This is a genomic window from Candidatus Ozemobacteraceae bacterium (genome assembly GCA_035373905.1).
In the GTDB taxonomy this organism is placed as follows: domain Bacteria; phylum Muiribacteriota; class Ozemobacteria; order Ozemobacterales; family Ozemobacteraceae; genus MWAR01.
Window position 1 is genome coordinate 33,908 of the sequence record DAOSOK010000032.1, and the last position, 13,554, is coordinate 47,461.

Below are 13,554 nucleotides of genomic sequence, written 5' to 3' on the forward strand. Positions count from 1 at the left end.
CGTCAGCGCCCGACGTTCACATACAGGTCGCCGAAGTCGGACTCGCTGTAATAGATGGCGTCGCTGCGGGTGCCGCCCGCCGGAACGACCCAGATCTGCGCCTTGGCGTTCTTGAGGCGGAGCTTCTGCTCGCCGCCCACGGACTCGACCTTGCCGAGCTGGGCGATGCGGCTATACTGATTGTCCGCCATCCAGCCGTAGGGGTTTTTCTCGATGACCGTCTGATACCAGGCCAGCGAGCCTTTCTCGGGGGCGTCGCGGGTCGGCTCGACCGTGACTTCGATGCTCTGCTTGCCCCAGAAGCCGCCGGTCGTCAACACCATGACCGCCTTGAGGTCGTTCGCCACCGCGACGCCCTTGTAATTGCGCATCAGGGCTTCGATGACGTATTTGCGACCGGAGACGTAGTAGTTGGTGACCGGCTTGTCGCCGCTCTCGTCGACATACGACGCCATCACCTTGCACTCGTGCCGGTCGAAAATCTCCCTGATCAGCTCGTTGCGGCGGTTTTCCTTGTTGTCGTCGACCGAGAGAACGGCTTCGACGATCGGCATCTGGATGACGACGAGACCGCGCTGGACGGTGCTGAGCAGCAGTTCGGAAGAGGCCGCGCGGCTGGTTTCCGTCGAGGCGACGTCGTTCGCCGCGCGAACGAGTTCGTCGGAAGCCCGGAAATCAGCGACTTTCAGGAATGCCGCGCGTTCTTTCAGCATCTGGATGGCGACGGCGGACGTCTGCGCTTCGAGTTCTCCCTTCCCGGCCGAAAAGGTCTGCGCCGTTTCGAGGGCCGCCTGAAGGTCGCCGGCGTTCTCGATGTCGCCGATCATGCGGCCCAGAGCCTGCTCGCGGCGCTCGGTCTGCGCGGCAACGGTGGTATATGCCTCGCGCGATGCGGCATCCGTCTCGTTCATCGTGTAGGCGGACTGGGCGATTCCCTGGGAAAGATCCTCGAGAGCCGCCTTCATCGCGTCCGCATCGAAGGCCACCGCCGGGGTGACGGCCAGAACGGCCATCGCCGCGACTGTCCAAAAACGTCGGAACATGCTCATCCTCCTCAAAAAGGCCGGAATTCTGAACTCCCTGTATAAAGCAAGAGATATGCCGCAGTGGTGTCCCTCATTGAAGGCTTGTTCCATGATGAACCCGGGCCTCCGGTGTCGATTTTTCGTCACTTTTCCTGCCGGAAATTCAGACATCGCAAGAGAAACGTCAGCGGCGCATGGCCGATCGGGGCATGGTCCGTTCCCTCTTGCATTACAGGTGGGGTGAGGGTATGATTGCGCCCTATCGATCGACGAAAGGAACAATACCGATGCGTCATATTCTCCCTCCTCTCCTGATCGCCGCGGCGTTCGCCATGGTCATTCCCGCACAGGCGGCTCCCAAGGCCGGCACTTCCGCCGCTCCCGCAGCCGCTTCCGAGACGAAAGCCGTGAACCCGATCGTCCTCGCGAACCAGATGATGATCACCGTCATGGAACGGATCAAGGCGGGCAACTACGCCGAAGCGCGCACCGTTGCCAATGACATGGTGTTTGGAAGCGAGAAACTGGTCGACACGCCGAACGCGGTCACCCGGAGCTTCGCAAATCTCATGGGGAAGAAACTCTACGAGAAGATGCTCGAAAAGGAAGGGCGGGGCAACGTCGAGGTGACCTGGACGCAACAGCCCATCGCCGACGGGTATTATTTCCTGGCCATGATCAGCTTCCAGGAGGGGAAACCTGACGAAGCCCTTGAGTTTCTGCAGAAAGCCATCTTCTGGGACCCGGTCCGCGCGGCGTTCTACGTCGAGCGCGGGTTCATGATGCATCACCAGAAATCCCCGGTCGAGACGGCCACGATTTTCATCACGTATCTCAAGGCTCTCGAACTGGCCGACAATCCCCAGGATTTTGCGGCCGCCCTCCGGGGAATAGGCTACCTGTTCGTCGAACGCCGCGACCTGAAGCCCGGCCTCGCCTGCTATCTGCTGTCGCGCAGGCTCGATCCCGACGACAAGACCGCGATCCGGCAGATCGACTACATCCGCGCCCGGTCGCCAGGCCTCGTGAAAGAGATGGATGAAACCAAGGCGGCTGCCATCCTCAAGGCCGCGAATGTGCCCCCCACCTACAACCCTCTCCACGTCCAGGTGCGTCTCGAAATCGCAGATGAGATCAAAGACCCCAAAAAGGCCGCCGAGGCGAAGGCGATCCTGACCGAAGCGCTCAGGCTCGATCCGAACAATCCCGAGATCATTCGCAGGCTCAAGGCCCTGAAGTAAGCCGTTTCAGTTCCAGGAAAACGGCGGCGGAATCCGAAAGGAATCCGCCGCCGTTTTGACGTGCACTCGTCAGGATTTTCCTTTGGCCGCAGATTTTTTTGTCTGTGCGGAGCCGGCCTTTTTCGCATCGCTCTTCGCCGAGGTGGTATCCGCCTTTTGCTTCTCGTCTTTCTTTTTTTTCGGCTTCGAAGGAGGAGTCCACGGAGGATTGTGCTTGCGGCTCTTTTCCTGCGACCACATGTGATCCTGCGCATACTGGATCAGCTCGGCATCAGACAATTCTCCGAAACTGCGTCCAGAGCCGGCGCCGGCCGGGGCGTTGGCGGTCGCCTGGGGGGTGTCCGCCGTTGCGGGCGCTGCGATTGCCGCGGAAGCGGTCGGGGCGACGGGGAGATCGGCAGGCGGGAACAGGGGCTTGGAGGCTTCTTTTCGAGTTCCGCGGTCAGTCTTCTCGCTTGCGGAGGCTTCGTTCTTGTGTTCGCTCCGCGGAACGGCCGGCTTTCTGGGTTTCTTCGCGGGCGCCTTTTGCTTTTCGTCCTGTTCAGGCTCGGTCACGATCGACCCTGGCTCGAACTCCTGGGCGGGCGGCGTCTGGGTCTCGAATTCGGCGGGCGGGGCGACGGTTTCGACCGGCGCGGCGGCAGCGGCCTCTTTCGCTTCGATCCTGCTGCGAATCCGTTCCAGCAGGTTTTTGCCGTCTTCGGTCAGCGCTGATGCCGGAGTTCCTGCCGCGAGCGTGAGAAAACCCGCCAGCAGAAGACCGGAAACTCGAAACTGTGAATTCATTGTTTTTCCTTTCGTCCGTTCACGACCGCCGGACGACAACCCGCCTCGACCGCAAAAGAGCCGGTTCAGGATTGTCCGGAGCGGTCGGAACGGCTTTGTATAAGCCGCCCAAACGCTGATCGATTACAGATGGCTCTGGTCAGCCCGTTGTTTCGCCGAGGCCATTTCGTCGTGATCAACCTTGAAGATCTTCGTCACGACGCGGCCGACGCCGCTGATGCCGAGAGCTTTGGCCCCATGTTCGTCGAGATCGACGATGCGGCCGGCGATGAACGGTCCGCGGTCGATGACGCGGGTGAGAATCTTTTTCCCGTTCGCGGGGTTGATCACCTTCACGAGGGTCCCGAACGGTAGGGTCTTGTGCGCGATGGGATAGATCATGTCGCGGATTCCGAGCTGCCTGTTGTCGATCTTTTCGGGCTTGGTGGGGCAGTGATACCAGGATGCGATACCAAACTCGACCAACACTTCGATGCCGGGATTTTTCTGATAGACGGTATTCGAATCGACGGATTTGTTCATCCTGGCGGCGACATCAGTGATCGGGATCGGCGCCGCATGTGCGGTTGCGGTCAAAAACAGGCCGATGACGAGGACTGCTGCGATTGATCGTACGGTCAAAACTCAATACCTCCGTTGATGGATCGAATCGTATCTGAGTTATAAAAGCATAAGAAAATCGCTCCCGGCTGTCAACCCGCCGGTCCGACCTTCGGATACGCTGATGATCAGCGGATGTTCGTGGGGTGAGAGAAACGGTAGGGGAGATTCCGGAACAGTTTCCAGGTTCCGTTCTCGCGGCGCCAGGTGATGACGGCGCTGATGGGGCCCGAGTCGACATCGACGCCCGGAACCAGCCTGATGACCCGCACCTGCGCCGAGCAGCGAACGGTGGCGAGGTCCGGTCCGTTGAACGCGATCGATTCAATGGCGTAGGTCGCGATCTTCACGTCGCAGGCGTTGAAACGCGCCTGGGCGGTCTCGATGAGATCGCTGAACGTGCTGTGCGAGTCCCAGTCGTTCCCGAAATTTTCCGAGACGAGCTCCCGAAGAACGTCGAGGTTCTCGCTTCCGAGCGCGGCCTGAAGCCGGACGTGGGCCGCCGCGATCTCGCCCCAGCGGGCGTCGGCGCCGAGTTGGCGCGGGTCTCCGGCCTTGTAAGGCATGTTCCGGACGATCTTCCAGAAGGTGCCCTCACGCTGCCAGTAGACGTCGGAATAATAGACGCCCGTCGAGCCGTCGGTTCCGGAAAAGAAGTTGCTCCAGAACGCCTCGGCGGCGATCCGTATTCGTGCACGGCCGCCCGGCATCAATTCCATGTCGATGATCGTCCAGGAGGCAACCGAGAAGTCGTAGGCGTCGAAGTACGAGGCTGTCTTTGTGAGCAGGTCGAGCCAGCTTGCCGACGAATCCCAGTCGTTCGTAAACGAGGTCGACACATACTGGGCAATCAGGTCGTGATTTTCCTTGAGAACGGCGTTCTCGAGAACCCGGTGTGCCTCGCGCAGCGTTGATTCGCAAGGCTGAATCGCCTGTGCCGCGGCGAGAACGGGGGTTTTCACCATCTCGAGGTCGAGAATCGTTTTCGGGACGGCCGACGGCTGAATCTGCAGGGCAAGCCGGATGGCGCGCGTCACGCTCGCGACGTAGGGCTCGAACTCCCGGGTCGCGATATCCCATTCCGTGAGTTCTTTCCCCATCTGGTGCGCGCGTTCCCAAATGAGCGCGACGGCGGTGGTGTCGACGGTCACGGAAAGCCGTGTCGTGTCAGTTTCCCGGAGATCGCGGGGAAACAGTCGCCGGCGCAGGGCTACTTTCCCGGCTTTCGCTTCGAGAACCAGCTCCGCGGAATAGGGGACCTTTGACACGGTGAACGTGCCGTCTTTCGCTGCCCATGCGGATTTTTCACCGGCGATGAGCTGGAATTTCGAGTAATCGCTCATCACCAGCAGGGAAGGGTTGATGACCCCGGTATCGACGAGGTCTCCCTCGACGGGGAGACTTGCGAGACTGACGGTTCCGGAAAGTGTATAATATTCCCCGACCGGTAACGGGTTGAAACGCAGGTTTCCCTGGTCGCAGCCCGCGGCGAACAGCATCGCGAGAACGGCGGCAAAAAGCGCCGTCAAGCGATGGAGCCAGAATCGAGAGGATCGCCGGCCGGTTGTCGATCGTGTTTCGCGCATGGATGTACGGATGACCACCTTCTTCTCCCTGTTCTATCTTCGGCTTTGCGACCGGATTCCCGAAGTGCGCCGGTTACCCTCTGGTCACGGAAGGCGAACTGGCGTATCATTGGCCGCGCACATCCAGGCCTGACCTTTTCAACCCGATATGGAGGCACATCATCATGAATACGAACACCCCAGAGGCGATCATCGATACCACCGCCCCCGAAAGCGAAGAAAAACCGCGTTCGAGCAGGGCGAGGCTGATCGGCATTTTCCTGGCGGCTGTCGGATTCATCGTGTTGCTGGTCGTCGGGGTCGCGTATTACGCCTACATCACGTATCTCGACCCTGCAGCCCTGAAGAAACAGGTCGAGACGAGCGCCGGGCTGGCCCTCGGTCTTCCCGTGAGCGTGGGCGAGGTCAGCCTCAGATGGCCGACGATCACCATGACCGGGATGCGCGTCGGGGATCCCGCCTCGAGAACGCTGCCTCTGGTCGAAATCGGCATGGCTGCTGCGACCCCTGATTTCTTCGAACTCCTTTCGGGAAAGGTGATGCTGGAAAGCGTCTTCGTTTCCTCCGTTTCCGCGAAACTGACGCGCGCGGAGGACGGCTCCGTCGTCCTTCCCCCCGGCATGACGGCTGCCTCGGGAGCCAAACCTGCCGAGCCTTCCGCCGGCATCGACTTCGACGTGCGCGGCCTGCCGCTGCGCCAACTCGAAATCGAGCAGGTGCGGGTCTCGCTCGACGATCTTGCGGCAAAAAAAGCGTTTGCGGCCGTCATGCCGCATCTGCTGGTGAAAAAGTCCCTCTCCGGAACCGCCCTGCCGATCGACACCAAGATCACGGTGGAGGGCATCGGGAATGTCGCGATCAAAGGCGAGCTGCGACCCCCTGAGAAGCTTCAGGCGAAGATCCACATCGAAGGGATCGAGGTCGGCACCCTGCGGCAGGTTCTTCCCGCTTCCGTCGAACTGCCGGCCGGCCTCGGCGTGGCGAGCCTTCTTGCAGATGTTGTGCTGACAGGCTCCGGCAGGCTCTCGGTGCGGAACGTGTCACTCAAATGCACGCCGGACATCGACGTGAAGGGCGAGTTCGAGGCGGCATCGCTCTCGCCGCTCCAGGGCTCGGCGACGATCGCCCTCGAGCCGCTGCCGGTGAAGCGGCTGATGGAGCTCGCCGGGAAATACCTGCCGCCGATGCCCGACGTGAAGATCGACGAGGGGCGGCTGGGCGGCGAGGTCCGGTTCGGCATCGCCGGCGGCGAGATGCGCGATATCTCCGCGTGGGCGAAGCCGCAGGGGCTCGTCGTGCGTCACGCGATGCTGCCGGCGCCGCTCAAGCTGGCGCAGGGCGGCGTGAAATACGATGAAGGCCGGGTCGAGTGGGAAAAACTGGCGGCCGAGATTCGCGGCATCACCGTGAAATCCGACGCCGGCAAGGTGGATATCGCGAAGATGACCGGCCGCGGCGACCTTTCCATACGCCTCGATATGTCCGTTCTCACCGGCGATCTGAAAAAGTTCATTCCTGAGGCCGTTCTTCGGGCGAAACCGGAAGGCACGGCCGCCTTCACCGGAAGCGTCGAGATCGACGCGGATGGCCCGACGCTCACGGGCGAACTCGAGGGCGGGAGTATCCGGGCCGTGCCCGCGCCGGGCATGTCGCCGGTCAAGCTCGACGCCCTCAAGCTGACGCTCACGCGCGTCAACGCGAAAAGCGGAACGATCGCGGTCCGGGAGTGCAAAGGCAGCGCTCTCGGCATGACGGCGACCCTGCAGGGATCGGTCAAGAACGGGGCCGATCCGTCGTTCGACCTGAAAGCCAATGCCACGGCCGACCTGGCGGCGCTGAAAGAGGCGCTTCCGATCGAGAACGCCCTGTTCAAGAAGCAGGCCCGCCTTTCGGGAACGGCCGTCGTCGACGCAACGATCGGCGGCAGCCTGAAAAAGCCCCAGCCTGCCGGAAAGCTCGAACTGACGAATGTGGACTTCTCGATCGCGGCCCACGGCGTGCATGTGACCGGCATTTCAGGGACTGCGGCGATCGACCCGGACAAAATCACCATCGGCAGGCTCGCCGCGAATATCTTCGGCGGCAAGCTGGCGATTGCCGGCTCCCTGGCGGACTACCTCGAAAAGCCGCGCGTGGCGGCTTCCGGAACGCTTCACAACGCCGATCTCGGCGAGATCAGGACCCTGATTGCCAGCAACGTTCCCGACTTCCCGGCGGACCTCGGGTTCAACGGACGGGCCGATCTCGACATCGTGGTCAAGGGCTCGGCAGACCAGCCCGAGTTCTCCGGCAACGCCGTCCTCGCGGGGGCGGGATTGACGCATCCGGCGATCTTGCGGCCGATCCGGGGCATCGTCGGACCGATCAGGTTCGACCAGCGCGGTCTCACGACCGAAGGTTTGCAGATGGGCTGGGGAAGCTCGACGGTCAGGCTCGTCGGACGTATGGAGAGCTGGTCCGGCTTCAAGATGGCGTTCCAGTATGACGTTCAGCCGCTGGACCTGACCGATATCGGCGAATTTTTCCTGGCCGGCACCGGTTACCGGGCCCAGGGCTCCGGCACGGGTGCGGGAAAGATCTCCGGCCCGATCGCAAAGATCGTGGTGGACGGCGCGGCGAAACTGCCGTCGGGCGTGTTCGAGGCGCCCGTTTCCAAGGGCGGCTCCACGTTCAAGTTCCCGTTCACCGACCTGACGGCGCCGTTCCGCTTCACCGACGGGATTCTCGCGATCACCGGCGCCCGGGCGAATCTGTTCAGCGGTGAAATGACTGCATCGGGAAAGGTGTTCGTCCGGGAAACGCCGATCCGGTTCGGCTTCGATACCCGGGTGAAATCGCTCCAAACGCAGGAGTTCCTGGCCACGAACACGACGATGAAAAATGTTCTCCAGGGAGGCCTCGACATGAGCTTCATCGCCACCGGCACGACCGTCGGCCTCAACTCGCTCGACGGTGCCTCGACAATGAGCATGGCCTCGGGCAGCTACAAGGCCCCGCCGGTCGCGGCGCAGATCTTCAACGCCGTCGACTTGTCCCAGTTGTCGAGCGGCGTCGTCAAGAGCCTCCAGGGACATTTTGTCTTCAAAAACGGCCGCATGAACTCGGACGATCTTGTGTTCAAGAGTCCCTTCGGCCAGCTTTCCTACAAGGGCTCGGTGGGTCTCGACACGACGCTCGACGGAACGGCGAACCTGGTTCTCCCGCGCGAAATCTGCCAGGGAAGCAAGGTGCTTCGCGACCTCGTCGGCAACCAGCCCAGTCTCGAAATCCCCGTCGGGGTGCGCGGAAGCCTCCTGTCTCCCGGCGTCGATCTGCGCCTCGACAAGCTCCTGAAGAAGGCCGCCGAAAACAAGGCGAAAGACGCCCTGATGGACATCCTGGGCGGAAAGAAGGAACAGGCGCCCCAGCCCGTTGCGTCAGGAACGACCGGCGCCGCTGCACCCGAGGCGAAAAAGAAGGGGATAGGCGACATTCTCGGCGGCGAACTGGGGAAAATCCTTGGCGGCAAGAAACCTGCCCAGGAGCCTGTTCAGCCGCACCCGGCACCGGTGGCCACGGCGCCGGCCCCTGCCGGGGTCACCGGCGCGGCTCAACCGGCATCTTCCCCCGTCGTCGTCACCGGCACCGCCCAGCCCGCGTCGGCACCGGCCCCCGTTGTTGCAACGCAGCCCAAGCCGCTTCCCCCCGAAAAGCAGATCAAGAAGGAACTCAAGGATATCGAGAAAGATTTGAAAAAACTGTTCAAGTTCAAATAATCGTTTCCCTGGATGATTATTTTCCCGGAATCTGGTAATCTCTAGCCTCGAAGAGGAAGGCTGATGAATACGACGGAATTTTCCCTGCGTTCAGAAAATCGCGGTGCGGTCACGCTCATTTACACTCACGGTCCGCTCAATGAAGCGGCCGGAGCGGCGATCCTCAGGCTCGTTCAGGAAAAACTCGATCAGGGCGTGACGAGGTTTGTCATCGATTTCGGCCTTGCCGTGTCGATCACGAGCCCCTGCGTGGCCTCGATTCTGGAGATCGCCGAGAAAATCGTCGATGAAAAGAGCGGTCGCCTCGTTTTTGCCGGACTGACGGACCTCAACCTGAAAGTGTTTGAAATGGTCGGGATTCTTCTCTATGCCGAATCCTGCCGCAACGTCCAGGAGGCCGAAGTCCAGGCGCTCATGTGAGCGGCGGGATCTGCGCCCTGCATCAGACTTTTGGAAGCAGCCCTTCGAACAGGAGCGTCATCACGAGCTTCGTGTTGTCGGTGATGCGTTCCGGCCTTCCCGTTCGGATCCAGTGGTAGATGAGAAAATGCAGCATCCCCAGGATCCCCTGCATCACCAGTTCGGGATCGGTGTCCCGTCTGATCTGCCCGGACGCTTGTGCGCGCTTGATCTCCTCGACCGGCCAGAGCGATCGGGAAAGATACCGTTCGGCGAGCTTCTTTCGCATGTTTCCCTCGGGAATCGACTCGTCGCCCGTGAAAATCCTGAGGAAATTGAAGATCATGGGGGACGTCGCGAACATCTCAAAATACGAATTGATGGCGATTTCCGACCCCTTCCTGAAATCGGTGAAGTCCGTCCGCTCCCTGATCGTTTTTTCTATATTATCGAGGATATGATCGAAGACCTGCATGAACAGACCTTCTTTGCTGGCGTAATGACGGTAAATCGTTGCCTTGCCGACGGTCGCCGCGGCCGCGATGGCGTCGACGTTCGCAAGATGGAATCCTCGCTTGCAGAACTCGGACAAGGCCGCCGTGATGATCCGGGTTTCTCGGGCGATCTGTTTCGGGGTTGCCATATATGCCTCCGGGTATGATACGGAGCTTCGAACGCATGTCCACCCTATAGACCTCCGAACCTTCGATGTCAAGGGGCACACGGCTCGGTCTGGTTTTCACATCGTTTCCCGGGTTGCTGAAAAAGGCCTTGCCGATGCTAATTTCCTGACAGAATTTTCGCGAAGACGGCGAAAGAAGTGTCTGACAGCGATGTTCGATCATGGTACAAATGTTGCTCGCATTATCGTGTCCGCTGAAATGAGATGAAAAACAAGACGAAAAGATTCGAAGGAGGACACCAATGAAGTCGGGCATCCTGAAGAACATTCTTATGCTCACCCTGGCGTTCGGGCTCATCGGAGCCGCTGACGTTTCCGCCGGGAACCCCGGGCAGGGCCATTGCAAAGCGAAGAAGAAGGTCGGTTTCTTCCAGAAAATCGGCCGGGCGTTCGTGAAGGTCGGCGACAAGATCAAGAACAAGATCATGGACACCCACGTTGCCGTGAAGAAGAAGATCACCGGCCGCAAGAACCGGGTCTGGGTTTGCGGACACTACAACAAGAACGGCCAGCACGTGAAGGGCCACTGGCGCTATATCAAGGGCAGCTGCGGCAATAACCCCGGCCAAGGCAATAACCCCGGCCAGGGCAATCATCCCGGCCAGGGGAATGACCAGGGCCAGGGAAATCCCGCTCCGCTTCCTCCTCTGCCCCCTGCTGACGAACCTCCCGCCGGGGAACCTCCAGCTGAAGAGCCGCCTGCCGAGCAGCCCCCGGCCGAAGAACCCCCGGCTGAAGAACCTCCCGCCGAGCAGCCCCCGGCTGAACAGCCTCCGGCCGAGCAGCCTCCGGCTGAACAGCCTCCGGCTGAGCAGCCCCCGGCCGATCAGCCACCGGCCGATGAGGGGACTCCGAAGCCCGGCCAGAGCGGGGAATCCTCCGGTCAGAAACGCACGATCGGCATGCTTATGAACGATCTCGTGACCCTCAGTTCCGATGCCGATGCGGTCAAAGCCCAGGCCATTTCCGCAAAAAAGGCGAAGAAGAACAACGCGGCCGATATCGAAGCTGACTACCAGCTCCTCGCATACGATCGCGAAGCCGATTCGAAGCTCCTGGTCAAGGTCGTGATCAACGATCTCGCGAAGAACAAAGGCCAGAGCGGCATCTACTACGCGGCGTTCCTTCGCAACCTCGGGTCTTATACCAAGGCCGACCGCGCTGAAATCAGCGACGTCATCTCCGCCGTGAAGGCGAACATCCGCCACGAAGCCGCCCAGGGCGGAACCGATAATCCCTACAAGGCTCGCCTCCAGGAAATGAACAAGTTCTAAGCACGAACCACCCTCTCAGAACCGCTCCTCCGGGAAAACCGGCGGGGCGGTTTTATTATATTTTGAATGGAATATATCATTCGCTGTCCTGGCGGGGCGGGGGTGAATCCCGCCCCTGCAACAGGTGGTGCGGCCCATCCCAGGAAAAAACCTGTGTCTCCGTGACTGGTATGTGTGGTTCACGTTGAGAACCAATCCGCAGATGACGCTGATGAAGCAGATTTCGCAGATGAAACTCTGAAAACCTTCTTCCCCCGGAGTTTCCGATCCCTGGCGAAAAAAAACTCGTTTCAAACGTTCGTTCTCATCGGCTCTGCATCAGGTTTTTATCTGCCCTTCATCTGCGGATCCATTCCTGAAAACCTCGTTCTTTTCAACGGAGTATCTCTGTGGTGCGTAGTTTTTCCGGTGTGCGACGCGATCTATGGTGGGGTTGCCAATGGATGGGGGGATGGATACAATGGCGGCATGTCGGAAGAACGCTCATATCGACGGTTTTCTGTTTTCGTTTTCCTCCTCGGGGTGGTCATTCTTGCCGTGACCGTCTGGTGGCTGATGAGGCCCCTCGGCGAACGGCGACTCCACCTCGTTTTCACGGGCGTCTCGAAAGGGCATATCCAGCCGTTCCTGGCGCGGTTTGCTCCCTACCGAGACCAGCGAATGGGCGGGGCGGCGCACAAAGCGGCGAAACTGCAGTCGCTCGTTGCATCGTTTTCCGGCGACCCGTTCTGCATCTTTTCCGTCGGCAGCGAAATTTCAGGCACGGCCGACGCCTATTTCACGCGCGGATCGGCGATCGTCGAGGCGCTCAACGCCTTTCGCCTCGATGCCATGCTGATCGGCAATATCGAGTTCACCTTCGGCCGTTCGCGTCTCGAAGAACTTTCGCGGTTGGCGAAATTTCCCCTGCTTTCAAGCAATATCACCGAAGAAGGCTCCGATTCTCCCCCGGGATTCATGACGCCCGAGCTGTTGCTCACTCCCGGAAACGGGCTTCGCGTGGGCGTTCTGGGACTGACTCCCGAGACGACGCCGGAGCTGACGGCCCGCGGAAATGTGAACGGCCTGCGTTTTCTCCCCCCCGGCCCGGAGATCGCCGTCGCGGTGAAGCGTCTGCGGGGAAAAGGCGCCGACCTGGTGGTTCTGCTGAGCCTGATCGATCGCGAACGCATCGGGAAGCCCGAATGGGATGCGATCGTCGCGGCCGCCCCGGACGTCATCAGCATGATCGACTTCAACGTCGATGCGCCGCCGCCCGCGAAGGAGGACGGCATCGTCATCAAGACGGTCAGCGGGTATAACCAGGGCAAGGAGATCGATGTCCTCGATCTGGACGTGCTTCCTGGCACGGGCGTGACGTCGTTTCGCGGACGGCGCATCCCGATCTGCTCCGATCTCGTGACTCCCGATCCGATGGTGGAAGCGTTGCTTCAGCGTGCGGTTGGCGATATCACCCGGCTGAAGACCGAGCCGGTCGGGGAATTCGCCGCCGATTACGAGCGCCGATACGATGCCGAGTGCCCCATCGGCAACCTCGTCGCCGACGCCATGCGCGAGATGACGGGCGCCGATCTTGCCCTTCAGAACAGCGGCGGCGTTCAGAGCAACATCCGAAAAGGCGCGTTCACGCTCGGCGACCTCTACAACGTGCTGCCCTTCGACAACCAGGTAGTCACGATGTCCCTCTCCGGTCAGGATCTCCTCGAGGTCCTCACGACGTCTGCGTCTTTGCGTCGGGGCGTCCTCCAGATCTCCGGCGGGACCTACACGTTCGCGAACCGGTCGAGTGACGATTTCGATCTGAAAGATGTGACGGTCGGCGGAAAACCGCTCGATCCCGCGCAGGCCTACAAGATCGCGGTAAACAGCTTTCTTGCCGAGGGAGGCGACGAGTTCAGGGGCTTCAAGCGCGGTCGCAATCGCGAATACGGCCCCATCCAACGCGAGGTGGTCAAGGAATACATCCTCCGCCGTTGCGCCTCAGGCCCGATCGAACTTTCGACCGACAACCGCATCATCAAGGAAACTCCCTGACCCTGAACATCTTTTCCGGGCCTGTTACGGGCGCATCGGGGGGGCAACCTCAGTATCGTAGGGGCGGATCGTGATCCGCCCGTGTTGCCGAGGATGCAGGCCGGTTCCCTTCCCGTCCTGATCGAAGCCGGTTTGTGTAAGCCGGTGAACCGTGATACAATGCGCAATCGTC

The 13,554-nt window shown here is 60.8% G+C and carries 10 protein-coding genes; 5 read left to right on the forward strand and 5 right to left on the reverse strand.

Annotated features, from left to right (window positions below; genetic code table 11):
- Nucleotides 1-2: 2 nt before the first annotated feature.
- Complete coding sequence (locus PLU72_15160; GenBank protein HOT29516.1) at nt 3-1,043, reverse strand: hypothetical protein; 1,041 nt, start codon at nt 1,041-1,043, stop codon at nt 3-5.
- Nucleotides 1,044-1,312: 269 nt separating this feature from the next.
- Here PLU72_15160 and PLU72_15165 point away from each other — a divergent pair, with 269 nt between their 5' ends.
- Complete coding sequence (locus PLU72_15165; GenBank protein ID HOT29517.1) at nt 1,313-2,266, forward strand: hypothetical protein; 954 nt, start codon at nt 1,313-1,315, stop codon at nt 2,264-2,266.
- Between the two features lie 69 nt (nt 2,267-2,335).
- Here the strand turns inward: PLU72_15165 and PLU72_15170 are convergent, their stop codons facing one another.
- From PLU72_15170 to PLU72_15180, 3 genes are all read right to left on the reverse strand, one after another.
- Nucleotides 2,336-3,052, reverse strand: a complete 717-nt coding sequence (locus tag PLU72_15170) for a hypothetical protein (protein HOT29518.1) — start codon at nt 3,050-3,052, stop codon at nt 2,336-2,338.
- 123 nt (nt 3,053-3,175) lie between these two features.
- Entirely contained in the window at nt 3,176-3,673 is a 498-nt protein-coding gene (locus PLU72_15175) for a septal ring lytic transglycosylase RlpA family protein (GenBank protein HOT29519.1), read from the reverse strand.
- Nucleotides 3,674-3,780: 107 nt separating this feature from the next.
- Complete coding sequence (locus tag PLU72_15180; GenBank protein ID HOT29520.1) at nt 3,781-5,256, reverse strand: hypothetical protein; 1,476 nt, start codon at nt 5,254-5,256, stop codon at nt 3,781-3,783.
- 146 nt (nt 5,257-5,402) lie between these two features.
- Here PLU72_15180 and PLU72_15185 point away from each other — a divergent pair, with 146 nt between their 5' ends.
- Nucleotides 5,403-8,993, forward strand: a complete 3,591-nt coding sequence (locus PLU72_15185) for an AsmA-like C-terminal region-containing protein (GenBank protein HOT29521.1) — start codon at nt 5,403-5,405, stop codon at nt 8,991-8,993.
- A 63-nt stretch (nt 8,994-9,056) separates the two neighbouring features.
- A complete protein-coding gene (locus tag PLU72_15190) occupies nt 9,057-9,413 on the forward strand; it encodes an STAS domain-containing protein (protein HOT29522.1) in 357 nt (118 codons plus the stop codon).
- 22 nt (nt 9,414-9,435) lie between these two features.
- Here the strand turns inward: PLU72_15190 and PLU72_15195 are convergent, their stop codons facing one another.
- Nucleotides 9,436-10,035: a TetR/AcrR family transcriptional regulator gene (locus tag PLU72_15195; protein ID HOT29523.1), complete on the reverse strand. Its 600-nt coding sequence runs from the start codon at nt 10,033-10,035 to the stop codon at nt 9,436-9,438.
- A 281-nt stretch (nt 10,036-10,316) separates the two neighbouring features.
- Here PLU72_15195 and PLU72_15200 point away from each other — a divergent pair, with 281 nt between their 5' ends.
- Both PLU72_15200 and PLU72_15205 read left to right on the forward strand, forming a co-directional pair.
- Nucleotides 10,317-11,348, forward strand: coding sequence for a hypothetical protein (locus PLU72_15200; GenBank protein HOT29524.1), 1,032 nt, complete (start codon nt 10,317-10,319; stop codon nt 11,346-11,348).
- 468 nt (nt 11,349-11,816) lie between these two features.
- Complete coding sequence (locus PLU72_15205) at nt 11,817-13,382, forward strand: bifunctional UDP-sugar hydrolase/5'-nucleotidase (GenBank protein ID HOT29525.1); 1,566 nt, start codon at nt 11,817-11,819, stop codon at nt 13,380-13,382.
- The last annotated feature ends 172 nt before the right edge of the window (nt 13,383-13,554 follow it).

Coding starts and splice junctions, on each gene's coding strand:
- PLU72_15160 (HOT29516.1), bottom strand. CDS start 1,043: ATGTTCCGACGTTTTTGGACAGTCGCGGCGATGGCCGTTCTGGCCGTC.
- PLU72_15165 (HOT29517.1), top strand. CDS start 1,313: ATGCGTCATATTCTCCCTCCTCTCCTGATCGCCGCGGCGTTCGCCATG.
- PLU72_15170 (HOT29518.1), bottom strand. CDS start 3,052: ATGAATTCACAGTTTCGAGTTTCCGGTCTTCTGCTGGCGGGTTTTCTC.
- PLU72_15185 (HOT29521.1), top strand. CDS start 5,403: ATGAATACGAACACCCCAGAGGCGATCATCGATACCACCGCCCCCGAA.
- PLU72_15190 (HOT29522.1), top strand. CDS start 9,057: ATGAATACGACGGAATTTTCCCTGCGTTCAGAAAATCGCGGTGCGGTC.
- PLU72_15195 (HOT29523.1), bottom strand. CDS start 10,035: ATGGCAACCCCGAAACAGATCGCCCGAGAAACCCGGATCATCACGGCG.
- PLU72_15200 (HOT29524.1), top strand. CDS start 10,317: ATGAAGTCGGGCATCCTGAAGAACATTCTTATGCTCACCCTGGCGTTC.
- PLU72_15205 (HOT29525.1), top strand. CDS start 11,817: ATGTCGGAAGAACGCTCATATCGACGGTTTTCTGTTTTCGTTTTCCTC.